Source organism: Variovorax sp. FG153, from assembly GCF_057809595.1.
In genome coordinates this window covers 1-26,438 of the sequence record NZ_JBMDKG010000033.1, presented here as the reverse complement: position 1 = coordinate 26,438, position 26,438 = coordinate 1, and the positions used below count along the sequence as shown (strand labels likewise).

Genomic DNA, 26,438 nt, shown 5'->3' with positions numbered 1-26,438 from the left:
ATGCTGTCCCGCACCGCAGACCACCTCTACTGGATGTCCCGCTACACCGAGCGCGCCGAGAACACCGCGCGCATGCTCGACGTCAACTACCAGACCTCGCTGCTGCCGCAGTCGGCCGAGGTCGCCAAGTACGGCTGGCAGGGCGTGCTCTCGATCAGCGAGCTGCTGCCCTCGTACAACCAGAAGTACGACCAGATCGCGCCCAACGAGGTGATGGAGTTCATGGTCAAGGACGAGAGCAATCCGTCCTCGATCCTCTCCTGCCTCAAGGCCGCGCGCGAGAACGCGCGCGCGGTGCGCGGCGCGCTGACCACCGAGGCCTGGGAAACGCAGAACACCACCTGGCTCGAGGTCAACCGCATGCTGCGCGCGGGCGACTTCGAGCGCGATCCCGGCCAGTTCTTCGAATGGGTCAAGTTCCGCTCGCACCTCTCGCGCGGCGTCACGCTGGGCACGATGCTGCAGGACGAGGCCTTCTACTTCTCGCGCCTGGGCACCTTCCTCGAACGCGCCGACAACACGGCGCGGCTGGTCGACGTGAAGTTCCACGCGCTCAACAGCGAGTTCTTCGGTGCCGCCACCGAGGAGGACCAGGAGTACGACTTCTATCACTGGAGCGCGATCCTGCGCAGCGTCTCGGCCTTCGAGGTCTACCGCAAGGTCTACCGCGACGTGATCAAGCCCGAGCGCGTGGCCGAGCTGCTGATCCTGCGCGCCGACATGCCGCGCTCGCTGCATGCGAGCCTGGCCGAGGTGGTGGCCAACCTCGCGAAGGTGCAGAACGAGCAGAGCGCCGAAACCCAGCGCCGCGCCGGCAAGCTGCTGGCCGACCTGCAGTACGCGCGCGTCGACGAGATCCTCGCGACCGGCCTGCATGCCTACCTCACGCAGTTCCTCGACCGCGTGAACGAACTCGGCGTGCGCATCAGCCAGGACTTCCTGGTACCGGCCCACTGAACGGCGACCTTCCGGAGCGAAAGCGGCGAATGCACCTCGTGGTCCATTCGCCGCGCGCGTTTTCGGTCGGGCAGTTCCTGTCGGCCGACGAATGCGAGGCGCTGATCGCGCTGGCCGAGCGCGAGGGCTTCGCGGCGGCCGGCGTGCGCACCGCCGAGGGCCCGAAGGCCATGCCCGCGATCCGCAACAACGAGCGCGCGATGCTCGCGGCGCCCGAATGGGTGGCGCTGCTCTGGCAGCGCCTGGGCCAAGTCGAACTGCCGGTGCTCGAGGGCGAGGCCGCGCTCGGGTTGCCGCGCGAGCTGCGCTTCTACAAGTACCTGCCGGGCCAGCGCTTCAAGATGCACAAGGACGGCCCCTGGCGCGAGGACGGCCTCGCGAGCCGGCTCACGCTGCTGGTCTATCTCAACGACGGCTTCACGGGCGGCGACACCGATTTCCGCGAGTTCCGCGTGAAGCCCGAGGCCGGCGCCGCGCTGCTGTTCGTGCACGACACCTGGCACGAGGGCGCGGCGATCGAGGCCGGCACGAAGTACGTGCTGCGCTCCGACGTGATGTACGGCGCGGCCTGAACGCGCCGCTACCTCAGCGCTCGAACGATTCCACCGCCACCGGCAGCGTGGGCGCTTCCCAGCGGTAGGTCGCACCGAGCACGTCGCGCTCGGGCCGCTGGCCGTTCCAGCGGATGTCGAGCAGGTTCATCAGCGTCCAGCCGGCCCAGTCCGCGCGAAACGGTTGCTGCGGCTGCTGCGGCGCATGGTCCGCGAACGGCGTCTGCGGACGGCGCCAGATCACGGTCGGGATGCGGTAGCCCGAGGCGGTCGCGGGGCTGTGGCCCGCGCGGTCGCTGCCGTGGCCCACTTCCTGCCCATGGTCCGACAGGTACATCCAGGCGCGGGGCTCCTGCGGCGGGCCGGCGCTGCGCGTCTGCTGCAGCAGTTCGGACACCACGAAGTCGTGATAGAGCAGGGCGGCGTCGTACTCGTGGCGGTAGTGGCGCACCCAGGCCGAGCGGCCGTTCTTCATCAGCCCGGTCTCGACCGCGTCGACGCTGTCGTCGAAGGGATTGGCATCGGGCGGAAAGCGCAGGCTGTAGTGCGGATGGGCGCCCATCAGGTGCACCACGATCAGCTTGCGCTCGGCGCTGGTGTCGTCCAGCGCCTCCTGCATGCAGTCGAGGATCTCGCCGTCGAGCGAGGCGCTCGCGCGGCCCGGCGTGCGGTTGACCATGTCGACCACGTCGGCGTAGCGCGCATGCTGCTGCTCGATCGCGAGGTCGTCGTGGTTGCTGATCCACCAGACCTTGTAGCCGGCCGCGCGCGCGAGCGCGAGCAGGTGCGGCGGGTTCTCGCTCTCGGGCAGGCCGAAATGGAACATGTTGCGCAGCGCGGGCACGGTGGTGGCATCGACCGACCAGGCATTGGGCAGCACCTCCATGTGCGCGCCCGCCTGCGCCTTGTGGGCCAGCAGGCGCGGCGTGGTCGGGCGGCCGTAGCCGTAGAGCCCCATGTTGTCGCGGTTGATGCTGTCGGTGATGACCAGCACCACGGTCGACGGACCGGCGTGCTCGATCACCGGCGCCATGGCCTTGGCGCGCGCGAGCATCCGTTCGCGCATCCGCTCCTGGTCGGCCCAGAGGCCGCGCAGCGCATGGATCGACTGGCCCCACTGCGACCAGAAGAGCACCGGATGCAGCCGCCGCCAGGGCTTGCTCGCATAGCCCACGCAGGCCACCAGCAGCAGCAGCGCGAGCAGTGCCGTGGCCCAGCCCGGCGGCCGCGCGCGCACCCCGGCCGGCGCGCTGGCTCCGCGCCGTGCGAAGGCCGCCACCAGCAGGGCCGCGGCGGCGGCCGCGCCACTCCACAGCAGCGCCGAGCGCCAGTGCATCTGCAGGTACTCGCCGCTCTCGCGTGCGTTGGTGTTGGCCGCGGCGCTCAGCACCATGGCGCCGTCGGGCGCGGCCTGGTAGGTGTCGAGCAGGTAGGCGCGCAAGGCGCCGTCGAAGGCGAAGGCCAGGGTCCAGGCGCAGGCCAGCACGGTGCGCCAGCGGCGCACGCGCGCGCTGCGCACCGGCCAGGCCAGCCACAGCACCATCGGCAGCGCCAGCACCGCGAGCTGCGCGATGCGGCGCCCGTCGTGGCCGAGCACGATCACGGCGAGCAGGGTGGCGGCCACCACGCCGCAGGCGAGCAGGCCGTTGCTGCGCGCGGTGTCGGGGGAGGGAATGGCCGGCGCCTGGAGCAGGTCGGGGGCTTGGGCGGGCGGCTGTGTCAAGCGGAGCGGGCGGAGGGGTGGATCGCGGGCGCGATTCTGCCGCCGTGCACGGGTGTTCCGCGCAGTGCCCCCGTCGCGAGGGAGGGCTTCGCCGGCGCACGGGGGCGCTACGCGGCGTCGGCGCCTTCGCTGATCTCGCGGCAGTTCATCTGCAGCTGCTGGAAGTGCGAGCGCCATGCGACCGCGTCGATCCAGCGGTCCAGGTCGAGCTTGAGCCGGACCTCCCGCTCGCCGTCTTCCAGGTGCTGCGCGAGCTTCACGCGCAGGCCGCTGCCGCCGGGCTGGGTGGCGATCTCCACGCTCGACTCGAGCAGCGGGATCACGATGCGCTGGGTCTGGCCGGCCTCGCGGCGCTTCTTGAGCACCACGTGGCAGTCGTCCTGGCTCACGAGCTTGCGGTGCACGGTGCCGCTCGCGGTCGCGCCGAGCGCGAGGTAGTGGTTGAGGGCGCGCAGGTGCTGGTCGTCCGTCATGTGCCGCACGTTGGGCGCGTCTTCGCTCGGATAGCCGTCGGTGCAGCCCGACACGAGCAGGCCGAGGGCGAGCAGCGCGGCGGTGGCGGCCCATGGGATGGCGCGCGACAGCGTCCGCGCGCGGCTGTTTCGATGATTCCTGGGAGACGGGGGCATCACGCAAGTATCGATCAGCCATCGATCGGCCGCGGAACTTCTGCGGCGCATGCGGCCCAGAAGGGCTCGCGCCGGCCTCGCCGGCCCTCTGGAAAACCCTTGCTTCTCGAGAAAGGAAACCCTCCTCCATGAACGGATTCAGCCGACTGCCCGCACTCCTGCTCGTCATGACCCTGCTGCTCGTCTCGGCCCCGGCCGCCTGGGCGCGCGAGATGGTCAGTTCCGCGGTCAGGACGCTCAACCTGCGCAGCGGCCCCGGCGTGGGCAACCCCGCGCACTGGACCGTGACGCGCGGCTATCCGTTCCAGGTGCTCCAGCGCAAGGGCGACTGGCTGCAGGTGCGCGACTTCGAGGGCGACCGCGCCTGGGTCTACCGCTCGATGACGAACAAGGTGCCGCACCGCGTGGTGAAGGCGCAGGTGGCGAACCTGCGGCGCGCGCCGGGCGCGCGCGGTCCGATCGTGAAGAAGGCCGGCTACGGCGACGTGCTGCGCACGCTCGAGAAGCGCGGCAAGTGGACCAAGGTGCGCCACGAGGGCGGCGCGGTGGGCTGGGTGGCGACCAGCCTCACCTGGGGCTGGTAGGCCCGGGCCAGGCGCTCAGGCCTGCGTGGCCTGGCGCACCGCGCGCTCCCAGCGCGCCATCGATTCCTCGGCCTGCGCGCGGCCCATCGTGGGCATGAAGCGGCGCTCCACCTTCCACTGTTTCGAGAGCTGGCCGACGTCGCCGTAGACGCCGCTCGACAGCCCCGCGAGGTAGGCCGCGCCCAGCGCGGTGGTCTCGACCACCTCGGGCCGCACCACCGGGATGCCCAGCAGGTCGGCCTGGAACTGCATCAGCAGGTCGTTCACGCTGGCGCCGCCGTCGACGCGCAGCTCGGCCACCGGCTTGCCGCCCGCGGCCACCGCGTCGCGGCTCATGGCCTGCAGCAGCGCGGCGCTCTGGTAGGCGATGCTCTCGAGCGCGGCGCGCGCGATGTGGGCCACGGTGGTGCCGCGCGTGAGGCCGGTGATGGTGCCGCGCGCGTCGGCGTTCCAGTAGGGCGCGCCCAGGCCGGTGAAGGCCGGCACCATCATCACGCCGCCCGCGTCGGGCACGCTCTCGGCCAGCGACTGCACCTCGGCGCTGCCCTTGATCGCCTTGAGGCCGTCGCGCAGCCACTGCACCACGGCGCCGCCCACGAACACGCTGCCTTCCATCGCGTACTGCGGTTGCGTGCTTGTCTGCGCCGCGCTGGTCACGAGCAGGCCGTTGCTCGAGGGCTGGAAGGCCTCGCCCGTGTGCATCAGCAGGAAGCAGCCGGTGCCGTAGGTGTTCTTGGCCATGCCGGCCTCGAAGCAGGCCTGGCCGAAGAGGGCGCTCTGCTGGTCGCCGGCCACGCCGCCCACCGGCAGCGAGCGGCCGAGCAGCGCGGCGTCGGTGTCGACGAAGTGCGAGGCCGAGGGCTGCACCGCCGGCATCAGCGCGGCGGGGATGCGCAGCGCCGCCAGCAGCTCGGCATCCCATTCGTTGCGATGCACGTTGAACAGCATGGTGCGCGAGGCATTGCTCACGTCGGTCACGTGCTTGCGCCCGCCCGTGAGCTGCCACATGAGCCAGCTGTCGACGGTGCCGAAGGCCAGCTCGCCGCGCTCGGCCTGTTCGCGCGCGCCGGGCACGTTGTCGAGCAGCCAGCGCAGCTTGGTGCCCGAGAAGTAGGCATCGATCACGAGGCCGGTCTTCTCGCGGATGGTGTCGGCCAGGCCCTCCTCGCGCAGCCGCGCGCACAGCGGCTCGGCGCGCCGGTCCTGCCACACGATCGCGTGGTGCACCGGCTTGCCCGTCTCGCGGTGCCACAGCACGGTGGTCTCGCGCTGGTTGGTGATGCCTATCGCGTGGATGTCCTCGGGCCGCAGCTTCGCCTTGGCGATGACCTCGCGCGCGGTCGCGAGCTGGCTGTCCCAGATCTCGAGCGGGTCGTGCTCGACCCAGCCCGGCTGCGGGTAGATCTGCGTGAGCTCCTTCTGCGCGATGGCCACCACGTGGCCGCCGCGGTCGAACACGATGCTGCGCGAGCTGGAAGTGCCCTGGTCGAGGGCCAGCAGGTAGGTGGTCGTCATGCGGGAGTCATTCCTTCGGGGTCTGATGGGGCCGGGCGATCTCGAGCCGCACCTGCGCGTCGCGCAGCAGCGTCGGGAAGGGATCGGGCGGTTCCGCATCGGTGAAGAGGCGGTCGATCTGGGACAGGGTTCCGAGCTGGATCATGGCGGGGCGGTTGAACTTGCTCGCGTCGGCCGCGAGCCAGACCTCGCGCGCCTGCGCGATGATGGTCTGCGCCACCTTCACCTCGCGCAGGTCGAAGTCGCGCAGCGAGCCGTCGGACTCGATGCTCGACACGCCGATCAGCGCGATGTCGACCTTGAACTGCCGGATGAAATCGATCGTGGCCTCGCCCACGACCGCGCGGTCGCGCGCGCGCACCGAACCGCCCGCCACGATCACCTCGCACTGGCTGTTGCCGCTCAGGATGGTCGCCACGTTCAGGTTGTTGGTGATCACGCGCAGGCCGGTGTGGCGCATCAGCGCCTTCGCGATCGCCTCGGTGGTGGTGCCGATGTTGAGGATCAGCGAGCAGTCGTTCGGCACCAGTTCGGCCACGCGCCGCGCGATGCGCGCCTTGCCGTCGGCATGCAGCGTCTCGCGCTGCTGGTAGCCGATGTTCTCGGTGGTCGAGCTCGGCACGCGCACGCCGCCATGGAAGCGGGTCAGCAGGCCTTCGTCGGCCAGCCGCTGCACATCGCGCCGCACCGTCTGCAGGGTCACGCCGAGCATGTCGGCGAGCTGCTCGACCGTGACCGAACCGCGGGCGCGCACGGTGTCGAGGAGATTGATCTGGCGGGGGTTGGAATTCACTGAGTGGGGGCGAAAACGAATGGAAGTAAGCCGAGAGTACGCAAAAAAACGCGCCGGGGCCGTTGCCGGAGCGCCCGATGCGTCACTTTATAGAAGGAAAAAAAACGAACATTCATCAGGGAAAACTCGGGGGAAAATCGCGCCATAAGGAACTCAAGTGAAAAAAACCGAAAATACAATGGCCGCCTTCGATGACTTCGGTCATGCATCGCAACAACAAAAGACGGGCGAAAGGACAGGTGGTATTCCAGTGAGCGATCTCTCCCAGAATCCGCCGGCACCGGCCACCGACTGCGATGTGCTGATCGTCGGCGGCGGCATCAACGGCTGCGGCATCGCGCGCGATCTCGCGGGCCGCGGCTGGCGCGTGGTGCTGTGCGAGAAGGACGATCTCGCCTCCCACACCTCCTCGTCGTCGACCAAGCTGATCCACGGCGGGCTGCGCTACCTCGAGTACTACGAGTTCTCGCTGGTGCGCAAGGCGCTGCAGGAGCGCGAGGTGCTGCTCAAGAGCGCGCCGCACATCATGTGGCCGCTGCGCTTCGTGATGCCGCACGACCCCTCGATGCGCCCGGCCTGGATGATCCGCATCGGCCTGTTCCTCTATGACCACCTCGCCAAACGCGAGGTGCTGCCGGCCTCGCGCGGCGTGGACCTGCGCACCCATGCCGCGGGCGCGCCGCTCAAGCCGCAGTTCAAGCGCGGCTTCGTCTATTCGGACGGCTGGGTCGACGACGCGCGGCTGGTGGTGCTCAATGCGCTCGATGCGCGCGCACGCGGCGCCGAGGTGCTCACGCGCACCCGCTGCGTGCATGCGCGGCGCGAGGCCGACGGCTGGACCGCGGTGCTCGAGGGCCCCGACGGCACGCACCGCACGGTACGCGCCCGCGCGGTCGTGAATGCCGCCGGGCCCTGGGCCGAATCCTTCCTGCGCGGCGTGGCGAAGCCCGCCAACGGCGAGGCGCTGGCCACCAAGAGCCTGCGCCTCGTGAAGGGCAGCCACATCGTGGTGCCGCGCGTGTTCGCGCACGACCACGCCTACATCTTCCAGAACCCCGACAAGCGGATCATCTTCGCGATCCCCTACCAGGACGACTTCACGCTGATCGGCACCACCGACATCGAGCTGCATGGCGACGACCCGGGCGCGGCGCGCATCGCCGACGAGGAGGTCGAGTACCTCTGCACCCAGGCCAGCCGCTATTTCGAGCAGCCGATCGCGCCGAGCGACGTGGTGTGGACCTACTCGGGCGTGCGCCCGCTGCTCGACGATGCCTCGGGCGATCCGTCGGCGGTCACGCGCGACTACATGCTCGAGTCGAACACCGCCGCCGCGCCGCTGCTGTCGGTGTGGGGCGGCAAGATCACCACCTTCCGCAAGCTGGCCGAGGACGCCGCCGACGAGGTCGGCCGCATGCTGGGCCAGCCGAACAGCCAGCGCCCGGCCTGGACCGAGGGCGCCTTCCTCGCGGGCGGCGACCTGTCGGCCTGGATCGGCGCGGCGCAGCGGCCCGACGGCGACTTCGAGCGCTTCCTGGCCGCCGTGCAGCAGCGCTACGGCTGGCTCGACGCGAAGCTCGCGCGCCGGCTCGCGCGTGCCTACGGCGCGCGCATCGGCGAGCTGCTCGGCGATGCCGCATCGATGGCCGACCTCGGCGCCGAGGTGGCGCCCGGCCTGCACGAGCGCGAGCTGCGCTTCCTGCAGCGCGACGAATGGGTGGTGAGCGCCGACGACGTGCTGTGGCGCCGTTCCAAGCTCGGGCTGCGCTACACGCCGCAGCAACGTCGGCAGGTGGCCGACTGGCTGGATGCGCATCGCGGAAGGGTGGACATGCAAGGGAGGGAAGGCTGATGCAGCTGTCACTGGAGCGCGTGACCAAGAAGGTCGGCGCGCAAACCTGGCTCTACGAGCAGAGCATCGCGCCGAAGAGCGGCGCGGTGACCGTGCTGCTCGGCGCCACGCAGGCCGGCAAGACCAGCCTGATGCGGCTGATGGCCGGCCTCGACACGCCCACCGAGGGCCGCGTGCTGGTCGACGGCCAGGACGTCACCGGCATGCCGGTGCGCGAACGCAACGTGGCGATGGTCTACCAGCAGTTCATCAACTATCCCTCGCTGAAGGTCGCCGACAACATCGCCTCGCCGCTCAAGCTGCGCGGCGAATCGAACATCGACGCCCGCGTGCGCGCGCTGGCCGACAAGCTGCATATCGGCATGTTCCTCGACCGCTATCCGCAGGAGCTCTCGGGCGGCCAGCAGCAGCGCGTGGCGCTGGCGCGCGCGCTGGCCAAGAACGCGCCGCTGATGCTGCTCGACGAGCCGCTGGTGAACCTCGACTACAAGCTGCGCGAAGGCCTGCGCGAGGAACTCACGCAACTGTTCGCGGCCGGCGATTCGACCGTGATCTACGCCACCACCGAGCCCGGCGAGGCGCTGCTGCTCGGCGGCCACACCGCGGTGATGGATGCCGGCGAGCTGCTGCAGTACGGCCCGACCGCCGAGGTGTTCCATGCGCCGCGGTCGCTGCGCGTGGCGCGCGCCTTCAGCGATCCGCCGATGAACCTGCTGGCCGGCACCGCCGCCGCGGGCAGCGTGCAACTGGCCGGCGGGCCGGCGCTGGCGCTCGCGCTGCCCGAGTCGGTGGCGGGCGCGGTCACGGTCGGGCTGCGCGCGAGCGCGCTCGACGTGGAAGCGGGCGAGGGCGACATCGCGCTGCCCGGCACCGTGGAGCTGGCCGAGATCTCGGGCTCCGACACCTTCGTGCACGTGGAGACCGCGGTCGGCGAACTGGTGGCGCAGCTCACCGGCGTGCACCGCTTCGAGCTGGGGGCCTCGATCACGCTGTACTTCAGCGCGGCGCGGGCCTATGTGTTCGATGCCGGCGAGAAGCTGGCGCGCGCGCCGGCATGGCGCAAAGGAAACTGAGATGGCCCGCATCGACCTCGACCTGGCCCACGCCTACCGCCCGAACCCGACGCAGGACAGCGACTATGCGCTGCTGCCGCTCACGATGAGCTTTCGCGACGGCGGCGCCTACGCCTTGCTCGGCCCCTCGGGCTGCGGCAAGACCACCATGCTCAACATCGTCTCGGGCCTGCTCGTGCCCTCGCAGGGCACGGTCAGGTTCGACGGCCGCGACGTGACGCAGGCCACGCCGCAGGAACGCAACATCGCGCAGGTGTTCCAGTTCCCGGTGATCTACGACACGATGACCGTGGCCGAGAACCTCGCGTTCCCGCTGCGCAACCGCAAGATGCCGGCCGACCAGATCAGGAAGCGCGTCGGCGAGATCGCCGAGATGCTCGACATGAGCGGCCAGCTCGACCAGCGCGCCGCGGGCCTCGCGGCCGACGCCAAGCAGAAGATCTCGCTGGGCCGCGGCCTGGTGCGCAGCGACGTGTCGGCGGTGCTGTTCGACGAGCCGCTGACCGTGATCGATCCGCACCTCAAGTGGCAGCTGCGGCGCAAGCTCAAGCAGATCCACCGCGAGCTCAAGCTCACGCTGATCTACGTCACGCACGACCAGGTGGAGGCGCTGACCTTCGCCGAGGAGGTGGTGGTGATGACGCGCGGCAAGGCGGTGCAGGTGGGCAGCGCCGACGCGCTGTTCGAGCGCCCGGCCCACACCTTCGTCGGCCACTTCATCGGTTCGCCGGGCATGAACTTCCTGGCCGCGAAGAGCGCTCACGGCACCATCGAGGTGGCGGGCACGCCGCTGGTGCCCACGCGCGAACTGCCGGCGGGCGAACTCAAGATCGGCATCCGCCCCGAGTACCTGCGGCTGGCCCCGGCCGGTGCCGGCGGCGCCGTGCCCGCGACGGTGGCGCAGGTGCAGGACGTGGGCACCTACACGATGGTGAGCGCCCATGCGGACGGCAGCCCGCTCAAGGTGCGCCTGCATCCCGACGAGCAGCCGCCCGCGGTGGGCGACACGGTGTGGCTGCGCGTGCTGGACGCGCACACCTGCTACTACAAGGACGAGGAGCTGGTGGCATGAGCACCATCAACAAGCCCATCAACCAGAAGGCCTGGTGGCTCGTGCTGCCGGTGCTGGTCTGCGTGGCCTTCTCGGCCATCGTGCCGCTGATGACGGTGGTGAACTACTCGGTGCAGGACATCATCTCGCCCGAGCGCCGCGTCTTCGTCGGCACCGAGTGGTTCGCCGCCGTGATGCGCGACGACGAGCTGCACCAGGCGCTGTGGCGCCAGCTCGGCTTCTCGCTCGCGGTGCTGCTGGTCGAGATCCCGCTGGGCATCGCGCTCGCGCTGTCGATGCCGGCCAAGGGCTGGAAGTCCTCGGCCGTGCTGGTGGTGGTCGCGCTCTCGCTGCTGATTCCCTGGAACGTGGTCGGCACCATCTGGCAGATCTATGGCCGCGCCGACATCGGCCTGCTGGGCCACGCGCTGCAGAAGCTCGGCGTGGACTACAACTACACCGGCAGCGCCACCGATGCCTGGCTCACGGTGCTGGTGATGGACGTGTGGCACTGGACGCCGCTGGTGGCGCTGCTGTGCTATGCCGGCCTGCGCTCGATCCCCGACGCCTACTACCAGGCCGCGCGCATCGACGGCGCCAGCAAGTTCGCGGTGTTCCGCTACATCCAGCTGCCCAAGATGCGCGGCGTGCTGATGATCGCGGTGCTGCTGCGCTTCATGGACAGCTTCATGATCTACACCGAGCCCTTCGTGCTGACGGGCGGCGGGCCGGGCAACGCCACCACCTTCCTGAGCCAGTACCTGACGCAGAAGGCCGTGGGCCAGTTCGACCTGGGGCCGGCGGCGGCGTTCTCGCTGATCTATTTCCTCATCATCCTGCTGCTGTGCTTCGTGCTCTACAACTGGATGCAGCGGGTGGGTACGCAGGAAGCGGAGGTCGAGCGATGAACGAGAAACGGTTCCACAAGCGCAGCATCTTCCTGGTGCTGTACATCCTGTTCGCGCTGTTGCCCATCTACTGGATGATCAACATGAGCTTCAAGACGAACGAGGAGATCCTCTCGAGCTTCTCGTTCTTCCCGCAGCAGCTCACCTGGGCCAACTACGCGCGCATCTTCACCGACGAGTCGTGGTACTCGGGCTACATCAACAGCCTGATCTACGTGGCGATCAACACCGTGATCTCGCTGACGGTGGCGCTGCCGGCGGCCTATGCCTTCTCGCGCTATTCCTTCCTCGGCGACAAGCACGTGTTCTTCTGGCTGCTCACGAACCGCATGACGCCGCCCGCGGTGTTCCTGCTGCCGTTCTTCCAGCTCTACAGCACGGTCGGCCTGATGGACACGCACCTGGGCGTGGCGCTCGCGCACCTGCTGTTCAACGTGCCGCTCGCGGTCTGGATCCTCGAGGGCTTCATGAGCGGCATCCCGCGCGAGATCGACGAGACGGCCTACATCGACGGCTATTCGTTCCCGCGCTTCTTCCTCACCATCTTCCTGCCGCTGATCAAGGCCGGCGTGGGCGTGGCCGCCTTCTTCTGCTTCATGTTCAGCTGGGTCGAGCTGCTGCTGGCGCGCACGCTCACGAGCGTGAATGCCAAGCCGATCGTGGCGACGATGACGCGCACCGTGAGCGCCTCGGGCATGGACTGGGCGACCCTGGCGGCGGCCGGCGTGCTGACCATCGTGCCGGGCGCGATCGTGATCTGGTTCGTGCGTCACTACATCGCAAAAGGCTTTGCGATGGGTCGCGTCTGAGGAGACAACAGAGATGTTCGACTGGATGGTCTGGACCACCCCGGTGGCCGTGTTCTTCATCTGCATCGTGCTCATGCTGGCCGGCATGACACTGTGGGAGCTCAAGTCGCCGACCACGCTGCGCCGCGGCTGGCTGCCGATCGCCACCACGCGCGGCGACCGGCTGTTCATCGGCCTGCTGTCGGCGGCCTACGTCAACCTGGCCTTCGTCGGCCTGGCCGACAAGTTCCAGGCCTGGTTCAGCCTCGAGGCCGAGCCCTCGGTCTGGATCAGCTTCGTGCTGTCGATGCTGCTGCTCGCGCTGATCCTGCGCAAGGGCTGAACGCGGCACGCTCTCTTCTTTCCACAACGAATCCGGCTCTCCGCCTCCCCGGAGCCGCGATCGACAAAACCGGGGAAGCAATCAACCGAGGAGACACGTTCATGAAGATGCGCTACACAGCGTTGGCGTTGGCGGCTGCGATGTTCGCCGCGCACGGTGCGTCGGCCGGGGAGGCCGAGGCCAAGAAATGGATCGACAGCGAGTTCCAGCCCTCGACCTTGTCCAAGGACAAGCAGATGGACGAGATGAAGTGGTTCATCGAGGCCGCGAAGAAGCTGCAGGCCAAGGGCGTGAAGGAGATCTCGGTGGTCTCCGAGACCCTGACCACCCATGAATACGAGTCGAAGACGCTGGCCAAGGCCTTCGAGGAGATCACCGGCATCAAGGTCAAGCACGACCTGATCCAGGAAGGCGACGTGGTCGAGAAGCTGCAGACCTCGATGCAGTCGGGCAAGTCGATCTACGACGGCTGGGTCTCCGACTCCGACCTGATCGGCACCCACTACCGCTATGGCAAGATCATGTCGCTGACCGAGTACATGGGCGGCGCGGGCAAGGAGTTCACCAACCCCGGCCTCGACCTCAAGGACTTCATCGGCACCAGCTTCACGACCGCGCCCGACGGCCAGCTCTATCAGCTGCCCGACCAGCAGTTCGCCAACCTCTACTGGTTCCGCGCCGACCTGTTCGCGCGCAAGGACCTGCAGGACAAGTTCAAGGCCAAGTACGGCTACGACCTGGGCGTGCCGCTGAACTGGAGCGCCTATGAAGACATCGCCGAGTTCTTCAGCACCGACGTGAAGACCATCGACGGCAAGCCGATCTACGGCCACATGGACTACGGCAAGAAGGACCCGTCGCTCGGCTGGCGCTTCACCGATGCCTGGCTGTCGATGGCCGGCGCGGCCGACAAGGGCATCCCGAACGGCATGCCGATCGACGAATGGGGCATCCGCGTGGCGGCCGACAAGTGCACGCCGACCGGCGCCTCCGTGGCGCGCGGCGGCGCCACCAATTCGCCGGCCGCCGTGTACGCGCTCACCAAGTACATCGACTGGATGAAGAAGTACGCGCCCAAGGAAGCCATGGGCATGACCTTCGGCGAATCGGGTCCGGTGCCCGCGCAGGGCCAGATCGCGCAGCAGATCTTCTGGTACACGGCCTTCACCGCCGACATGACCAAGAAGGGCCTGCCGGTCGTCAACGACGACGGTTCGCCCAAGTGGCGCATGGCCCCCGGCCCGAACGGCCCGTACTGGAAGCAGGGCATGCAGAACGGCTACCAGGACGTGGGCTCGTGGACCTTCTTCAAGGGCCACGACGCCAACAAGACGGCCGCGGCCTGGCTCTACGCGCAGTTCATCACCGCCAAGACCACCTCGCTGAAGAAGTCGATCACCGGTCTGACCTTCATCCGCGACAGCGACATCCGCTCGGACTACTTCACGCAGAACGCCAACAAGTACGGCGGCCTGATCGAGTTCTACCGCAGCCCGGCGCGCGTGGCCTGGACCCCGACCGGCACCAACGTGCCCGACTATCCGAAGCTCGCGCAGCTGTGGTGGAAGAACGTGGCCGAGGCCGTGACGGGCGAGAAGACGCCGCAGAAGGCGATGGACAACCTGGCCGACGAGATGGACAACGTGATGGCCCGCCTCGAGCGCGCCGGCATGGCCAAGTGCGCGCCCAAGCTCAATCCCAAGGGCGACCCGGCCAAGTACCTGAGCGACGACCACGCGCCGTGGAAGAAGCTGGCCAACGAGAAGCCCAAGGGCGAGACCATCGACTACAACAAGCTGCTGACGGCCTGGAAGGAAGGCAAGGTTCGCTGATCCCGCAGGGAGGCATCCCGACCGCCGCCGACGCGACCGGCCGGACGGTCGTGGGGATGCCGGGACGGCACATGCAGGGCCGCGCCGCGAGGCGCGGCCCTTTTTTGCGTGCATGCACCCGGGCGTGGCCCCGGCTACGAGATCTCGTAACCGCGCGTTGCCCGTTCGCCGCATCCTTTCGATGCATGACCTATGGCAGATGCGCGATGCCGGGGCTTCGCGTACATTCGACGGCCCTTCGAACCGCCCACCCGTGAATTCCAGCTTGTCCAGCCCTTTCGAGGCCGTCGCGCCGACCATCGCCAAGCGCGTGCTCGTGATCCACTATTCGCAGACCGGCCAGCTCGGCAGCGTCGCCGAGCGGATCGTGGCGCCGCTGCGCGACGACCCCGCGATCGCGGTGCACGTGGAGACGCTGCGGCCGGTGCGGCCCTTTCCGTTCCCCTGGGGCTTCATCCGCTTCTTCGACGCCTTCCCCGAGACCGCGCACATGAAGCCGCCCGCGCTGCAGCCGCTGGCGCTCACGGGCGAGGAGGACTTCGACCTCGTGATCCTGCCCTACCAGGTGTGGTTCCTCGCGCCCTCGCAGCCGATCACGGCCTTCCTCAAGCACCCGGTGGCGGCGCGCCTGCTCCAGGGCAAGCCCGTGGTCACGGTGATCGCCTGCCGCAACATGTGGCACCTCGCGCACCAGAAGCTCGAGGGCCTGCTCGCCGCCATCGACGCGCGGCTGATCGACAACGTGGTGCTGACCGATCCGGGCCCCACGCTCGCCACCTTCTTCACCACCCCGGCCTGGCTGGTCTGGGGCCGCAAGCGCGGCTTCTGGGGCATGCCCGATGCGGGCCTCGAGCCGGGCCAGATCGCGCGCACCGTGCGCTTCGGCCGCGCGCTGCGCGATGCGCTGCACCAGGGGCTCGAGCGCGGCACCGCGCCGCTGCTCGCGGGGCTGGGCGCGGTCAACGCCAATGCGCGGCTCCTGGTCAGCGAGAAGGCCGGCACGCGCAGCTTCTTCCTCTGGGGCAAGCTCTTGATGGCCGCCGGCGGCCCCGGGGCCTGGCAGCGCAAGCCGCTGCTGGTGCTCTACGTGCTGTTCCTGCTCGCGCTGATCGTCACCGTGGTCCCGGTGAGCCTCACCCTGCAGGCGCTGCTGCGCCCTCTGCTGCGTGGGTGGCTGACTAGAATGACCGCCCATTTCGAGCGGCCCTCCGGCTCGGCCACGGACCGTTCCCATCTCTATGACGACTGATGTCTTCCTGACCCGTACCGCCGCCTTCCTGCCTTTTGCTCCGGTCAGCAACGAAGACATCGAAGAAGTCCTGGGCCGCGTCGGCGACCGGGTGTCGCGTGCGCGACGCCTGATCCTGCGCAGCAACGGCATCCAGTCGCGCCACTACGCGATCGACCGCGCGACCGGCCTGCAGGCCATGAGCAATGCCGAGCTCACCGCCGCGGCGATCCGCGGGCTCGGCACGCCCGAGGAACTGGGGCGCATCGACTGCCTCGTCACCGGCACCTCGATGCCCGACCAGCTGATGCCCAACCACGCGGTGATGGTGCACGGCGAGCTCGGCTGGCCGCGGCTCGAGGTGGTGGCCTGCGCGGGCATCTGCCTGGCCGGCGCCACCGCGCTCAAGCACGCCTGGCTCTCGGTGCGCGCGGGCGATGCCGAGCGCGCCGTGGCCACCGGCTCGGAACTGGCCTCGCCGCTGATGCGCGGCTCGCGCTTCGAAGCCGAGATCGCGCACCGCGTCGACCTGCTCGAGACGAATCCCGAGATCGCGTTCGAGAAGGACTTCCTGCGCTGGATGCTTTCGGACGGCGCGGGCGCGGTGCTGCTGGAGCGCGCGCCGCGCGGGCCGCTGTCGCTCAAGGTCGAATGGATCGATCTCTCCTCGGCCGCGCACGAGCTGCCGGTGTGCATGTATGCCGGCGCCGACCGCACCGCCGACGGCAGCCTCACCGGCTGGGCCCGCACCGCGCCGAGCGACTGGCACCGCGACTCCACCTTCGCGATCAAGCAGGACGTGCGGCTGCTCAACGAGAACATCGTGCGCGCCACGCTCGGCGAGCCGCTCGCGGCCATCGTCGAGAAGCGCGGCCTGCGGCCCGATGACGTCGACTGGTTCCTGCCGCACCTGTCGTCGAGCTACTTCATGGAACCGGTGGCGCGTTGCCTCGAGCAGATGGGCTTCGCGATTCCGCGCGAGCGCTGGTTCAGCAACTTGGTGCAGAAGGGCAATACCGGTTCCGCCTCGCCCTACATCATGCTCGACGAGCTGTTCCGCTCGGGCCGCATCCGGCCCGGCCACAAGCTGCTGATGTTCGTGCCCGAGAGCGGCCGCTTCTCGAGCGGCTTCATCTACCTCGAGGCCGTCTGACACGAAGCCGATGGCGAAGGAGAGACGCTGACATGGACCTCGACGCAGTTCCCCAGGAAGGCAACGCCACGCTCGCGGGCCACGCCAAGCTGATGTACGCGCGCGATGCGCAGGGCCGCGTGGTCACGACCACCTCGCGCGGCTGGGAGGCCGAGGAGATCGTCACCACCCATGCGGTCGACGCGCTGGTGGCGCAGGCCGGGGCCGCGCGCGAGCGCGTGGCGCGGGGCCTGGCCTCGCCTCTCGAATACTGGATGTACGACCGCCGCATGGACGTGGCGCTGCTGTCGCAGACCAGCGGCTTCTGGCAATGGCGCGTGCGGCGCCACCTGCAGCCGCGGCATTTCGCGGCGCTCTCCGGGGACCAGCTCGCGCGTTATGCGCAGGCGCTGGGCCTGTCCGTCGCCGCGCTCAAGGAACTGCCATGAATGCCATCGCCGCACCGGTTGCCGAAGCCGGCTTTCGCCACAGCCAGGCCGCCCATTGCGAGAGCGGCGTGATCTCGAGCCTGATGCGCCACCACGGCGTGCCCGCGATGACCGAGAGCATGGCGCTGGGCCTGTCCTCGGGCCTGTCGTTCGCCTACCTGCCGTTCATCAAGCTCTCGGGCCTGCCGCTGATCTCCTACCGCATGCCGCCGCGCGCGATGATCAAGGGCCTGCTCGCGCCGATGGCCGCGCGCTTTTGCTTCGAGACCTTCAGAAGCCCCGAGGACGGCCAGCGCCGGCTCGACGCGCTGCTCGCCGACGGCCACCTCGTGGGCCTGCAGACCTCGGTCTACTGGCTGCCGTACTTCCCGCCCAACATGCGCTTCCACTTCAATGCGCACAACCTGCTGGTCTACGGCAAGGAGGGCGACGAGTACCTGATCAGCGACCCGGTGTTCGAGGAGCCGGTGCGCTGCGCCAGCGCCGACCTGGCGCGCGCGCGCTTCGCCAAGGGCGTGCTCGCGCCCAAGGGACTCATGTACTACCCGCAGGCGATCGAGCGCAAGGCGGTCGACGCGGGCGCGGTGCGCAAGGCGATCCTGAAGACGGTGCGCAACATGCTCGCGCCGGTGCCCATCGTCGGCGTGCGCGGCATGCGCACCCTGGCCGGCCGCATCGCGAAGCTCGCGCCGGCCGATCCGCGCACCGTGGCCTTCATCGGCCACCTGGTGCGCATGCAGGAGGAGATCGGCACCGGCGGTGCCGGCTTCCGCTTCATCTACGCGGCCTTCCTGCAGGAGGCCGCCGCGCTGCTCGGCAAGCCGCAGTTGCTGCAGATGTCCGACCGCCTCACGGCGATCGGCGACGACTGGCGCGCCTTCGCGCTCAAGGCCGCGCGCATGGTCAAGGGGCGCGAGGCGGTCGATCCGGCGAAGCTCGCGGCGCTGCTGCGCGAGCAGGCGCAACGCGAGCAAAGCTTCTTCCGCGACCTCAAGGCCGCCGTGTCCTGATGCTCGAACTGCAGTGGCTGAGCCACCGCTACCCGCACGCCCAGGCGAACGCGCTCGACGCAGTGTCGCTGGCCGTGCCGCGCGGCTGCGTGCTCGGCCTGCTCGGGCCCAACGGCGCGGGCAAGACCACCCTGATCTCGCACCTGTCGGGCGCGCTCGCGGTGCAGTCGGGCCAGATCCGCATCGATGGCGTGCCGCTCGCGCAGGTGCGTGCGCAGGCGCCCACGCGCATCGCGGTGGCGCCGCAGGACCATGCCTTCTACCCGATGCTCACCGTGGCCGAGAACCTGGCCTGCTTCGCCGCCGCGGGCCGGCTCGCGGGCGCGCGCAAGCGCGAGCGCATCGCGGCCTGCCTGGCGTTCGCGCAACTCGAAGCCTTCGCGGGCACGCGCGCCGAGCGGCTGTCGGGCGGCCTCAAGCGCCGGCTCAACCTCGCGATCGCGCTCTTGCCCGAACCCGAGCTGATGCTGTTCGACGAGCCCACCGTCGGCGTCGATCCGCAGTCGCGCGCCTTCGTGCTCGATGCGATCAAGGGCCTGGCGCGCGCGGGTGCCGCAGTGATCTACGCCTCGCACTACATGGAGGAGATCGAGGCCATCGCCGACCGGGTGGCGATCCTCGACCACGGCCGGGTGCTGCGCGAGGGCTCGCTCGAGGAACTGCTGTCGAAGAACGCGATGCTGCTCACGCTGGCCGCCGACGGGCTCGATGCGCAAATGCTCTCGCGCTTCGGCACGGTGGAGCAGGGTGGCGTGCACTGGCGCATCCACCTGCATCCGGGCACCGGCCCGGCCCCGGTGCTGGCCGCGCTCGAGGTCGCGGGCATCGAGGTGCGCCATGCCGAGTTCGGCCGCCACGACCTCGAGCAGCTGTTCATGGCGCTCACCCACCGTTCGCTGCGGGACTGAGGACCGATGCTGCGGGCCCTGATCCAGAAGGAACTGCTCGCGCTGCGGCGCGACATGCACGGCCTGGCCGCGCTGTTCCTGATGCCGATGATCTTCATCGTGCTGATGTCGCTCACGCTCAAGGACATCTACCGCCCGCCGCTGGCCGCGCTGAATTACGCGGTCGACGTGCGCGACGACGGCACGCCCGCGCAGTGGCTGCTGCAGCTGTGGCGCAAGGCGCATGGCGCGCCCGAGCCGCTGGGCGCCGATTGGCAGGCACGGCTGCGCCGCGGCGAGCTCAAGTACGTGATCGTGCTGCAGCCGGGGCTGTCGGACGAGCTCGAGTCGGTGGCGCTCTCGACGCGCCCCTACATCGAGCTGCTGACCGAGCCCGGCATCGACAGCAACCTGCACAACGCGCTGCGCGCCGAGCTGGTCGGCGCCTCGGGCGAGCTCAAGGCGCGGCTCGCGCTGCAGGTGCCGGGCACCGCGGGGCCGGCGCAGGGTGCGTCGATCCAGGCGCTGGTGCAGGCCGAGCGCTTCGCGAGCAGCGGGCCGCGGCCGACCTCGGTGCAGCAGAACGTGCCGGCCTGGCTGGTGTTCGGCATGTTCTTCGTGGTGGCCTCGCTCTCGAGCCTGCTGGTGCAGGAGCGCGGCTCGGGCGCGCTGGGCCGGCTGCAGAGCCTGGGCGTGTCGCGCGCCATGCTGCTGGCCTCGAAGGCCTTGCCCTATCTCGCGGTGAACGCGGTGCAGGCCGCGCTGATGCTGGCCGCGGGCATCTGGCTGATGCCATTGATCGGCGGCGATGCGCTCTCGCTCGCGGGCATCGACTGGGGCGCGTTGCTGGTCGCGCTCGGCGCGGTGAGCCTCGCGGCCGTGAGCCTCTCGCTGGCGCTGGCCTGCGCGGTGCGCAGCCATGCGCAGGCCGCCACCATCGGGCCGATGGTCAACGTGCTGATGGCGGCCGCGGGCGGGATCATGGTGCCCAAGTTCGTGATGCCGGGCTTCATGCAGCGGCTGGTCGAGCTCTCGCCGATGAACTGGGGCCTCGAGGCCCTGCTGACCGTGCTGCTGCGCGGCGGCGGCGTGGCCGACACGCTGCCGCAGGTCGGGCGGCTGGTGGTGTTCGCGGCCGCCATGTTCGTGCTCGCGGTCTTTCTCTTTCGCAGGCGCACGCCATGAACCTCGTCACTCCCGAATTCATCGCCCGGCTCAAGACGCTGGTGCTCGAGGCCGTCGAGAAGGAGCCGCCGCCCGGCGGCCTGTCGGACGACGAGGCCCTGTTCGGCCCCGAGGCGCGGCTGGACCTCGACTCGCTCGATGCGCTGCAGGTGTCGATGGCGATCCAGCAGGCCTTCGGCGTGCGCATGCCCGACAGCAAGGAGACGCGCCGCGCGCTGAGCTCGGTCGCGCACCTGGCCGAGCACCTGCTGCGCGAGCAGAAGGCATGACCGCGCGATGAGGGCGGTGTACCTCGGCGGCGTGGGGCTGGCCTGCGCGCTGGGCGACGATCTGGACGCGGCGCTCGCCACCTTGCGCGCGGGCGGCGTGCGGCCCGTGCCGGTGGCCGTGTCGGCGCAGGCGCAATGGCCCGTCTACAAGCTGTCGCCCACCGACGGTGGCTGGGACGAACGCGTGCGCCGGCGCGTGCGCGCGGTGGTGACGCAGGCCGATCGCTCGGGCGGCGCGGTGTCGCGCGACGCGCCGCTGTTCGTCGCCTCGTCCTCGCTCGACATCGGCCACATGGAGCACGAGAAGGACGACCGCCGGCTCGGCGGCGACCTGCTCGACTTCGCCGAGATCGTGGCCGGCGCGCTCGCCTGGCGCGGCCCCGTCTTCACCGTGTCGACGGCCTGCACCTCGGCGCTCAACGCGATCCTCGCGGCCTCGGAGCTGCTGCGCGGCGGCGGGGCCGAGGAGGCGCTGGTGCTCGGCGCCGAGCCCGACAACCGCTTCACCGTGGCGGGCTTCGGCGCGATGCAGCTGCTGTCGCCCGATGGCGCGCGGCCCTTCGGCGCCGGCCGCGACGGGCTGGTGCTCGGCGAGGCCTTCGCGGCGCTGCAGCTGCGCACGCGGCCCGCGCGCTGGCGCATCGCGGGCGGCGCGAACATCGTCGACGGCAGCAATCCCGCGGGCAACGAGGCGGGCGCGGTGCGCGCCGTGTGCGAGGCCGCGCTCGCGCAGGCCGGGCTGCGGCCGCGCGACATCGGCCTGGTCAAGGTGCAGGCCGCGGGCAGCCCCGGCAACGACGCGGTGGAGGCGCAGGCGCTGCGCGCGCTGTTCGATCCGCTGCCGCCGCTGGTGTCGTTCAAGACCGCGATCGGCCACACGCTCGGCGCCTCGGGCGCGGCCGAGCTGGCCTTGCTGACCGGCTGCGTCGCGCATGGTGCGTGGCCGGTGGCGACGCATGCGCCCGATGAGGCGCTGGGCCTGGCGCTGAGTGCCTCGGCGCCGCGCGGACTGCGTCATGTGCTGTTCAACGTGCTGGGCTTCGGCGGTGGCCATGCGGCGCTGGTGCTCGAGGATGCGGGGGGGGGCGCGCCATGATCGAGGGCTGGCGCGTCGTCGCGCATGTCGGTGCCGACCCCTTGGCCGAAGACTGGCACGCGCAACTGGTGCAGCGGCTCGGCTACCGGCCGCGCCGCGTCGGCGCCTGGACCGAGCTCGCGATGCATGGCGCGCTGCGCTGCATCGACGCCGCCGGCGAGGCCGCGCTGCCGGCCGGTGCGCGCCTGCGCGTCGGCAGCCGGCGCGGACCCTGGGCCGCGACCTGCACCGGGCTCGAGCAGCTCGATGCGGGGCTCACCATGCCCTTCACCTTCATGCAGAGCCAGCCCGCGCTGGCGCTGGCCGAGGTCGGCCGCTGCCTGGGCTGGCGCGGCGACGGCAGCTTCGTGCTGAACCGCGATGCGGCGCAACTGCTGCGGCTGGTGGTGCACGGCGCGGGGGCCGACGGCCTGCTGCTGGGCCAGGTCGAGGAGGCCGGTGGCGCCTTGCCGATGCGCTCGGAATGGTGGCGGCTGCTACCGGCCTGAGAGCCCGGCGGCGCGCTCAGCCCGCGATCGACCGGCGCAGGTTCTCGCGCGCGCGGACCTCGAGCAAGGCGTGCATGCGCGGCGTGGCGTAGATCGCCTCGCGGTCGAGGAAGCGTTGCAGGATCGCGCGCCGGCGCGGCAGGCGGATCTCGAGCGGCACGAAGGCGTATTCCCGCCCGACCTGCTCCTCGTACTCATCGAAGCGCGCGCGCTCGGCGCCGAGGATCGAGAGGTCGATGTCGATCAGCAGCTCGGCATCGCGGCCTTCGGGCACGGCATCGTGGCGCGTGGCCATCACGAGGTCGTGCACGCGCTGCGCCACGTCCTCGCCGGCCTCGAAGCTGCGCAGCGCCTCGAGCGCCCAGGCGGCGCTGCGTGCCTCGTTGTCGTGCGCATGCACGTCGTAGATCGCGTCGTGGAACCATAGCGCGAGCGCCACTTCGCCGGGCCGTTGCGCGGCGGCCTGCTCGCGCTCGAACCAGGCCAGGCATTCGCCGAGGTGCTGCAGCGTGTGGTAGTGGCGCTGCGGCTCGGCGTAGCGGCGCTGCAGCGCGTCGCACAGCGCATCGCGCTCGGGCGTGCCGGGTTGCGCGATGCCGAGCGCGCGCCAGGCGGCGTGCCAATTGGCCCACAGGGCCGCGCTCGACAGGGGCGTCATTGCGTGGCCCTCACTGCGGCAGCGGCATCGGTTGCCGCGGCGAGGAGGCGGGCGGCAGCGGTTGCGAGGCCGTCGGCTCGGTCGGCGTCGATTGCAGGGGCAGCGGCATCGGTTGCGCATCGAGCCTCGGCTGCGAGCGCAGCGGCGCGGGGGCCGGCGCGAGCACCGGCTGCGGCGCCGGCGCATAGCCCATCGCCGCCTTGACCTCGTTGCCGAGGTCGAGCACCGACATCGCGTAGTAGCTGCTCCAGTTGTAGCGCGTGATCACGTAGAAGTTGCGCGTGCCCGCCACGTAGGTCGGCGCGGCACTCGCGCCGTTCTGCAGTTCGATCAGCGCGAGCAGGCCGCGATGGCGCTGGCCCTCGCCATCGAGCACCGCGCCCGCGGCCACGAAGCTGTCGGCGCTGAAGCTCGGCAGGATGTCGGGTGCCAGCAGGATGTCCTTGCGCAGCCGCGACTCGTCGAAGCGCACCGGGTAGATCGCGGGCATGCCCGGCTGCCAGCCGAAGGCCTTGAAATAGCTGGCCACCGAGCCGATCACGTCGGCCGTGTTGTTGACCAGGTCGATGCGGCCGTCGCCGTCGAAGTCGACCGCGTACTTGGCGATGCTGCTCGGCATGAACTGCGGCATGCCCATCGCGCCCGCGTAGCTGCCCAGCGGCACCATCGGATCGTCGGCGGTGCGGCTCTCGGTGCTCAGGAAGCTCTCGAGTTCGCCGCGGAAGAAGGCCTGCCGTTCGGCCGCGCGAGGATGGCCCTGCGGGAAGTCGAAGGCCAGGGTGGCGAGCGCATCGATGACGCGGAAGTTGCCCATGTTGCGACCGTAGATGGTCTCCACGCCCACGATGCCCACGACGATCTCGGGCGGCACGCCGTAGGTGGCCTCGGCGCGCGCGAGCAGGTCGGCATTGGCGCGCCAGAAGCGCACGCCCGCGGCGATGCGCGTGGCATCGATGAAGCGGCTGCGGTAGACCTGCCAGTTCTTCACCGTGCCCACCGGTCCCGGCAGCATCAGCCGCGGCACGTTGGGCAGGAAGCGCGCGCCGCCGATGGTGGCGCGCACCCATTGGCGGTCCAGGCCCCGGCGCGCCGCGACCTCGTCGGCGAAGCGCATCGCGTCGTCGCGCGTGGCGTAGGGCGTGCTGCCGACCACGGCCTTGACTGCCGGGCGGGGCTGGGCCGCGGCCTGCGTGGCGAGGCCGGCGGCGCAGGCAGCGAAGAGGGCGAGGGCGGCGGCGCGGACCGGCTGGCGCCGCGGGGAGAGGGAGGATCGCATCGGCCGATTGTGCCGCCCGGCCGCGCGCGGGCCGGCGGGCGACACATGTGGTTGCGTTCAGCCGGGCTGCAGCAGTGCGGGCCCGGCCTTGCGCGCGGGCCATGGCAGGCGGCGGAACTCGGCGCGCAGCGCGGCCAGCGTCCCGGGGCCGGCCGGTGCATAGCGCTGGGCTTCGAGCTTCAGCAGCCAGTCGCGCAGCGGCGCGCTTTCATCGGTGCCGAAGAAGGCCTCGGCCAGCGCCGCCATCTGGCGCGGCGGCGCGGTGTCGGGCACGGCGAGGCCGGCTTTCGCGAGCCGCGCGCGCGCTCGGCCGAGCAGGCGCAGCCAGGGATCGTGCTGGCTGCGTTCCCACAGCGTCCAGAGCGCGCCGGCCAGGCTCGCGCCCACCAGCAGGTAGAGCAGCACGTAGGCCAGGTCCTCGAGGCTCGGCGCCTCGAAGCCGATGTTCTTCAACAGGTCGAGCTGGCGGCTCTGCGTGTAGTTGAGCACCCACTGGTTCCAGCCGTTGTTGACGGCCTCCCAGGCCGCGCGCAGGTTCTGCGCGAAGGTCGGGCTCATCGCGATGACCGCGCCCGCGAACAGGCCCGGCGGCTGCACGAGCCGCATCGACTGGCCGACCCGTCCCGGCGCCACCGCGCCCGTGGGGTCGACGCGCACCCAGCCCTTGCCGGCTTCCCAGACCTCGGCCCAGGCGTGGGCATCGCTCTGGCGCAGCACCCAGTAGTTGTCGATGCCGTTGAGTTCGCCGCCCTGGTAGCCCGTGACGATGCGCGCCGGCACGTTCATGCCGCGCATCAGCACCACGAAGGCAGAGGCGATGTGCTCGCAGAAGCCTTCCTTGCGGTCGAACCAGAACTCGTCGGCGGTGTCGTTGCCGTAGACGCCGGGCTCGAGCGTGTAGCTGTAGCCGCCGGTGCGCAGCCGCCGCAGCACCGCCTGCACGAGCGCGGGCGTGGCGGCACCGGCCAGCGCCGGGTCGGCGAGCATTTCGCGCGCGAGCGCCGCGGTGCGCGGGTTCGACGCGGGCGGCAGCGCGAGGTAGGCGCGCAGGCTGTTGGCGCTGGCGACCGGGCCGCTCTCGAAGCGCGTGTAGCTCTGGGCGCGGTAGCGCACCAGGTCCGACAGAGGCCGGTTCACGAACCATTGCAGGTCCGAACTGCCCGTGACCTCGTAGCCCGGCAGCGCGGGCGCGCGCGGCGCGGCGTCGAGCGTGAGCAGCCACGGGCGGTTGCTGGGCTCGAGCGTGACCTCGTAGCCCAGCGGCTCGCCGCTGGTGCGCAGCTCGGAGCCGCCCGCGCCGCGGCGCCAGGATGGCAGCGCGGTCCACTCGCGGCCATCGAACTGCGCGAGCACCGGGCCGCGGAAATAGAGCTGGCTCTGCGGCGGCGCGCGGTCGCCGTCGAACTTGATGCGTGCCGCCACGCGGCCGTCGAGCGCGAGCTCGGCGATGGTGCCCACGCGCATCGTGTTCGACAGCCCGCTGCGGCCTGCCATCGCATCGGTCGGCGTGCCCCACAGCGGCGCGAAGCGCGGGAACAGCAGGAACAGCGCGAACATGATCGGCGCGCCCGCGAGCGCCATCCAGCCCGCGGTGCGCGCGGCCTGTGCGAGCGGCGGCCGGCCCACCGGCATGTGGGCATTGACCAGTGCGGTCAGCAGGCCCAGCAGCGCGAGCAGCATCATGGCCGCGGTGGCGAGCGACTGCGAGTAGAAGAAGTTCGTGAGCATCGCGAAGAAGCCCAGGAAGAAGACGACGAAGGCGTCGCGGCGCGCGCGCAGTTCGAGCGTCTTGAGCGCGAGCAGGATCACGACCAGGGTGACGCCGGCGTCGCGGCCGAGCAGGGTGCGGTGGGTGGCGAAGGTGGCGGCGACTGTCACCACGAGCAGGGCGATGCGCCACCAGCGGGAGGGGAGGGGTCGGGATTGGATGGCGAGGGTGCCGCGCCAGATCAGGACTGCTGTGGTGAGGGTGGTGCACCACCAGGGGAGGGTGTCTGCCTGGGGGAGGATGATGAGGGCTATGACTGCCAGGAGAAAGAGGGTGTCTCTTGCGTCTCTTGGCAATGTGGCCATCGTGAGCTTCTTCATTGGGAGCTCTTCTTTTTTAGGCTGTTGGCCGGGACTCGCCCCGGCGGGCGAGTCACTTTCTTTTGCTTCGCCA

The 26,438-nt window shown here is 70.3% G+C and carries 26 protein-coding genes; 19 read left to right on the top strand and 7 right to left on the bottom strand.

Annotated features, from left to right (window positions below; translation table 11 throughout):
- Both ACODT0_RS28630 and ACODT0_RS28625 read left to right on the top strand, forming a co-directional pair.
- Complete coding sequence (locus ACODT0_RS28630) at positions 1-957, top strand: alpha-E domain-containing protein (protein ID WP_057592260.1); 957 nt, start codon at positions 1-3, stop codon at positions 955-957.
- A 29-nt stretch (positions 958-986) separates the two neighbouring features.
- Positions 987-1,529 carry a prolyl hydroxylase family protein gene (locus ACODT0_RS28625; protein ID WP_064262422.1) on the top strand — a complete coding sequence of 181 codons (543 nt, stop codon included), beginning with the start codon at positions 987-989 and terminating at the stop codon, positions 1,527-1,529.
- A gap of 13 nt (positions 1,530-1,542) precedes the next feature.
- Here ACODT0_RS28625 and ACODT0_RS28620 read toward each other — a convergent pair whose 3' ends face one another.
- Entirely contained in the window at positions 1,543-3,231 is a 1,689-nt protein-coding gene (locus ACODT0_RS28620; RefSeq protein WP_489042861.1) for a phosphoethanolamine transferase, read from the bottom strand.
- 107 nt (positions 3,232-3,338) lie between these two features.
- Positions 3,339-3,860 (bottom strand): hypothetical protein, encoded by a 522-nt coding sequence (locus ACODT0_RS28615; protein ID WP_489042860.1) that lies wholly within the window; start codon positions 3,858-3,860, stop codon positions 3,339-3,341.
- A gap of 128 nt (positions 3,861-3,988) precedes the next feature.
- Between ACODT0_RS28615 and ACODT0_RS28610 the strand changes: the two genes are divergently transcribed.
- Entirely contained in the window at positions 3,989-4,444 is a 456-nt protein-coding gene (locus ACODT0_RS28610; protein ID WP_057592258.1) for an SH3 domain-containing protein, read from the top strand.
- A 15-nt stretch (positions 4,445-4,459) separates the two neighbouring features.
- Here the strand turns inward: ACODT0_RS28610 and glpK are convergent, their stop codons facing one another.
- A complete protein-coding gene (gene glpK / locus ACODT0_RS28605) occupies positions 4,460-5,959 on the bottom strand; it encodes a glycerol kinase GlpK (protein ID WP_057592257.1) in 1,500 nt (499 codons plus the stop codon).
- 7 nt (positions 5,960-5,966) lie between these two features.
- Complete coding sequence (locus ACODT0_RS28600; protein WP_057592256.1) at positions 5,967-6,752, bottom strand: DeoR/GlpR family DNA-binding transcription regulator; 786 nt, start codon at positions 6,750-6,752, stop codon at positions 5,967-5,969.
- A 157-nt stretch (positions 6,753-6,909) separates the two neighbouring features.
- Between ACODT0_RS28600 and glpD the strand changes: the two genes are divergently transcribed.
- The 16 genes from glpD (at position 6,910) to ACODT0_RS28520 (ending at position 22,343) form a co-directional block, all read left to right on the top strand.
- Complete coding sequence (glpD, locus tag ACODT0_RS28595; protein ID WP_489042859.1) at positions 6,910-8,604, top strand: glycerol-3-phosphate dehydrogenase; 1,695 nt, start codon at positions 6,910-6,912, stop codon at positions 8,602-8,604.
- Positions 8,604-9,677: an ABC transporter ATP-binding protein gene (locus tag ACODT0_RS28590; protein ID WP_489042858.1), complete on the top strand. Its 1,074-nt coding sequence runs from the start codon at positions 8,604-8,606 to the stop codon at positions 9,675-9,677. The genes glpD and ACODT0_RS28590 overlap by 1 nt, the downstream gene beginning before the upstream one ends.
- Position 9,678: 1 nt before the next feature.
- Positions 9,679-10,749: an ABC transporter ATP-binding protein gene (locus tag ACODT0_RS28585; RefSeq protein ID WP_057592253.1), complete on the top strand. Its 1,071-nt coding sequence runs from the start codon at positions 9,679-9,681 to the stop codon at positions 10,747-10,749.
- Entirely contained in the window at positions 10,746-11,636 is an 891-nt protein-coding gene (locus tag ACODT0_RS28580; RefSeq protein WP_057592252.1) for a carbohydrate ABC transporter permease, read from the top strand. The genes ACODT0_RS28585 and ACODT0_RS28580 overlap by 4 nt, the downstream gene beginning before the upstream one ends.
- On the top strand, positions 11,633-12,445 hold the full coding sequence (locus ACODT0_RS28575) for a carbohydrate ABC transporter permease (RefSeq protein ID WP_019656045.1): 813 nt from the start codon (positions 11,633-11,635) through the stop codon (positions 12,443-12,445). The genes ACODT0_RS28580 and ACODT0_RS28575 overlap by 4 nt, the downstream gene beginning before the upstream one ends.
- A gap of 13 nt (positions 12,446-12,458) precedes the next feature.
- Entirely contained in the window at positions 12,459-12,767 is a 309-nt protein-coding gene (locus tag ACODT0_RS28570; protein WP_057592251.1) for a DUF2160 domain-containing protein, read from the top strand.
- 101 nt (positions 12,768-12,868) lie between these two features.
- Complete coding sequence (locus ACODT0_RS28565) at positions 12,869-14,599, top strand: ABC transporter substrate-binding protein (RefSeq protein ID WP_057592250.1); 1,731 nt, start codon at positions 12,869-12,871, stop codon at positions 14,597-14,599.
- A 265-nt stretch (positions 14,600-14,864) separates the two neighbouring features.
- A complete protein-coding gene (locus tag ACODT0_RS28560) occupies positions 14,865-15,848 on the top strand; it encodes a dialkylresorcinol condensing enzyme (protein ID WP_489042857.1) in 984 nt (327 codons plus the stop codon).
- Positions 15,838-16,980 (top strand): beta-ketoacyl-ACP synthase III, encoded by a 1,143-nt coding sequence (locus ACODT0_RS28555; protein WP_413762998.1) that lies wholly within the window; start codon positions 15,838-15,840, stop codon positions 16,978-16,980. Before ACODT0_RS28560 ends, ACODT0_RS28555 begins: the two co-directional genes overlap by 11 nt.
- A 32-nt stretch (positions 16,981-17,012) precedes the next feature.
- Entirely contained in the window at positions 17,013-17,408 is a 396-nt protein-coding gene (locus ACODT0_RS28550; protein ID WP_413762999.1) for a DarG family dialkylresorcinol biosynthesis protein, read from the top strand.
- A complete protein-coding gene (darH, locus tag ACODT0_RS28545) occupies positions 17,405-18,418 on the top strand; it encodes a BtrH-related acyltransferase DarH (RefSeq protein ID WP_296723492.1) in 1,014 nt (337 codons plus the stop codon). The genes ACODT0_RS28550 and darH overlap by 4 nt, the downstream gene beginning before the upstream one ends.
- Positions 18,418-19,326, top strand: coding sequence for an ABC transporter ATP-binding protein (locus ACODT0_RS28540; protein WP_489042856.1), 909 nt, complete (start codon positions 18,418-18,420; stop codon positions 19,324-19,326). Before darH ends, ACODT0_RS28540 begins: the two co-directional genes overlap by 1 nt.
- 6 nt (positions 19,327-19,332) lie before the next feature.
- Positions 19,333-20,490, top strand: a complete 1,158-nt coding sequence (locus ACODT0_RS28535) for an ABC transporter permease (RefSeq protein ID WP_489042855.1) — start codon at positions 19,333-19,335, stop codon at positions 20,488-20,490.
- Complete coding sequence (locus tag ACODT0_RS28530; RefSeq protein ID WP_296798125.1) at positions 20,487-20,759, top strand: acyl carrier protein; 273 nt, start codon at positions 20,487-20,489, stop codon at positions 20,757-20,759. The genes ACODT0_RS28535 and ACODT0_RS28530 overlap by 4 nt, the downstream gene beginning before the upstream one ends.
- A 7-nt stretch (positions 20,760-20,766) precedes the next feature.
- Positions 20,767-21,855 carry a beta-ketoacyl synthase N-terminal-like domain-containing protein gene (locus tag ACODT0_RS28525; protein WP_489042854.1) on the top strand — a complete coding sequence of 363 codons (1,089 nt, stop codon included), beginning with the start codon at positions 20,767-20,769 and terminating at the stop codon, positions 21,853-21,855.
- Between the two features lie 41 nt (positions 21,856-21,896).
- The gene (locus ACODT0_RS28520; protein ID WP_489042853.1) at positions 21,897-22,343 is read left to right on the top strand and encodes a hypothetical protein; all 447 of its coding nucleotides are present in this window, start codon (positions 21,897-21,899) and stop codon (positions 22,341-22,343) included.
- A 16-nt stretch (positions 22,344-22,359) separates the two neighbouring features.
- Here the strand turns inward: ACODT0_RS28520 and ACODT0_RS28515 are convergent, their stop codons facing one another.
- Genes ACODT0_RS28515 through ACODT0_RS28505 form a run of 3 tightly spaced genes read right to left on the bottom strand, consistent with a single transcriptional unit; the run spans position 22,360 to position 26,365 of the window.
- Positions 22,360-23,001 (bottom strand): HD domain-containing protein, encoded by a 642-nt coding sequence (locus ACODT0_RS28515; RefSeq protein WP_489042852.1) that lies wholly within the window; start codon positions 22,999-23,001, stop codon positions 22,360-22,362.
- A 10-nt stretch (positions 23,002-23,011) separates the two neighbouring features.
- A complete protein-coding gene (gene mltB, locus ACODT0_RS28510) occupies positions 23,012-24,277 on the bottom strand; it encodes a lytic murein transglycosylase B (RefSeq protein ID WP_413763005.1) in 1,266 nt (421 codons plus the stop codon).
- Between the two features lie 57 nt (positions 24,278-24,334).
- The gene (locus ACODT0_RS28505) at positions 24,335-26,365 is read right to left on the bottom strand and encodes a transglutaminase TgpA family protein (RefSeq protein ID WP_489042851.1); all 2,031 of its coding nucleotides are present in this window, start codon (positions 26,363-26,365) and stop codon (positions 24,335-24,337) included.
- Positions 26,366-26,438: the final 73 nt, after the last annotated feature.

Excerpts from the sequence above, each read along its gene's own strand:
- ACODT0_RS28570 (WP_057592251.1), top strand. The coding sequence starts at position 12,459 with ATGTTCGACTGGATGGTCTGGACCACCCCGGTGGCCGTGTTCTTCATC.
- ACODT0_RS28535 (WP_489042855.1), top strand. The coding sequence starts at position 19,333 with ATGCTGCGGGCCCTGATCCAGAAGGAACTGCTCGCGCTGCGGCGCGAC.
- ACODT0_RS28530 (WP_296798125.1), top strand. The coding sequence starts at position 20,487 with ATGAACCTCGTCACTCCCGAATTCATCGCCCGGCTCAAGACGCTGGTG.
- ACODT0_RS28565 (WP_057592250.1), top strand. The coding sequence starts at position 12,869 with ATGAAGATGCGCTACACAGCGTTGGCGTTGGCGGCTGCGATGTTCGCC.
- ACODT0_RS28540 (WP_489042856.1), top strand. The coding sequence starts at position 18,418 with ATGCTCGAACTGCAGTGGCTGAGCCACCGCTACCCGCACGCCCAGGCG.
- ACODT0_RS28615 (WP_489042860.1), bottom strand. The coding sequence starts at position 3,860 with ATGCCCCCGTCTCCCAGGAATCATCGAAACAGCCGCGCGCGGACGCTG.
- ACODT0_RS28610 (WP_057592258.1), top strand. The coding sequence starts at position 3,989 with ATGAACGGATTCAGCCGACTGCCCGCACTCCTGCTCGTCATGACCCTG.
- darH (WP_296723492.1), top strand. The coding sequence starts at position 17,405 with ATGAATGCCATCGCCGCACCGGTTGCCGAAGCCGGCTTTCGCCACAGC.
- ACODT0_RS28515 (WP_489042852.1), bottom strand. The coding sequence starts at position 23,001 with ATGACGCCCCTGTCGAGCGCGGCCCTGTGGGCCAATTGGCACGCCGCC.
- ACODT0_RS28580 (WP_057592252.1), top strand. The coding sequence starts at position 10,746 with ATGAGCACCATCAACAAGCCCATCAACCAGAAGGCCTGGTGGCTCGTG.
- ACODT0_RS28525 (WP_489042854.1), top strand. The coding sequence starts at position 20,767 with ATGAGGGCGGTGTACCTCGGCGGCGTGGGGCTGGCCTGCGCGCTGGGC.
- ACODT0_RS28585 (WP_057592253.1), top strand. The coding sequence starts at position 9,679 with ATGGCCCGCATCGACCTCGACCTGGCCCACGCCTACCGCCCGAACCCG.
- ACODT0_RS28630 (WP_057592260.1), top strand. The coding sequence starts at position 1 with ATGCTGTCCCGCACCGCAGACCACCTCTACTGGATGTCCCGCTACACC.
- ACODT0_RS28550 (WP_413762999.1), top strand. The coding sequence starts at position 17,013 with ATGGACCTCGACGCAGTTCCCCAGGAAGGCAACGCCACGCTCGCGGGC.
- glpK (WP_057592257.1), bottom strand. The coding sequence starts at position 5,959 with ATGACGACCACCTACCTGCTGGCCCTCGACCAGGGCACTTCCAGCTCG.
- ACODT0_RS28555 (WP_413762998.1), top strand. The coding sequence starts at position 15,838 with ATGACGACTGATGTCTTCCTGACCCGTACCGCCGCCTTCCTGCCTTTT.
- ACODT0_RS28505 (WP_489042851.1), bottom strand. The coding sequence starts at position 26,365 with ATGAAGAAGCTCACGATGGCCACATTGCCAAGAGACGCAAGAGACACC.
- mltB (WP_413763005.1), bottom strand. The coding sequence starts at position 24,277 with ATGCGATCCTCCCTCTCCCCGCGGCGCCAGCCGGTCCGCGCCGCCGCC.
- ACODT0_RS28575 (WP_019656045.1), top strand. The coding sequence starts at position 11,633 with ATGAACGAGAAACGGTTCCACAAGCGCAGCATCTTCCTGGTGCTGTAC.
- ACODT0_RS28590 (WP_489042858.1), top strand. The coding sequence starts at position 8,604 with ATGCAGCTGTCACTGGAGCGCGTGACCAAGAAGGTCGGCGCGCAAACC.
- ACODT0_RS28625 (WP_064262422.1), top strand. The coding sequence starts at position 987 with ATGCACCTCGTGGTCCATTCGCCGCGCGCGTTTTCGGTCGGGCAGTTC.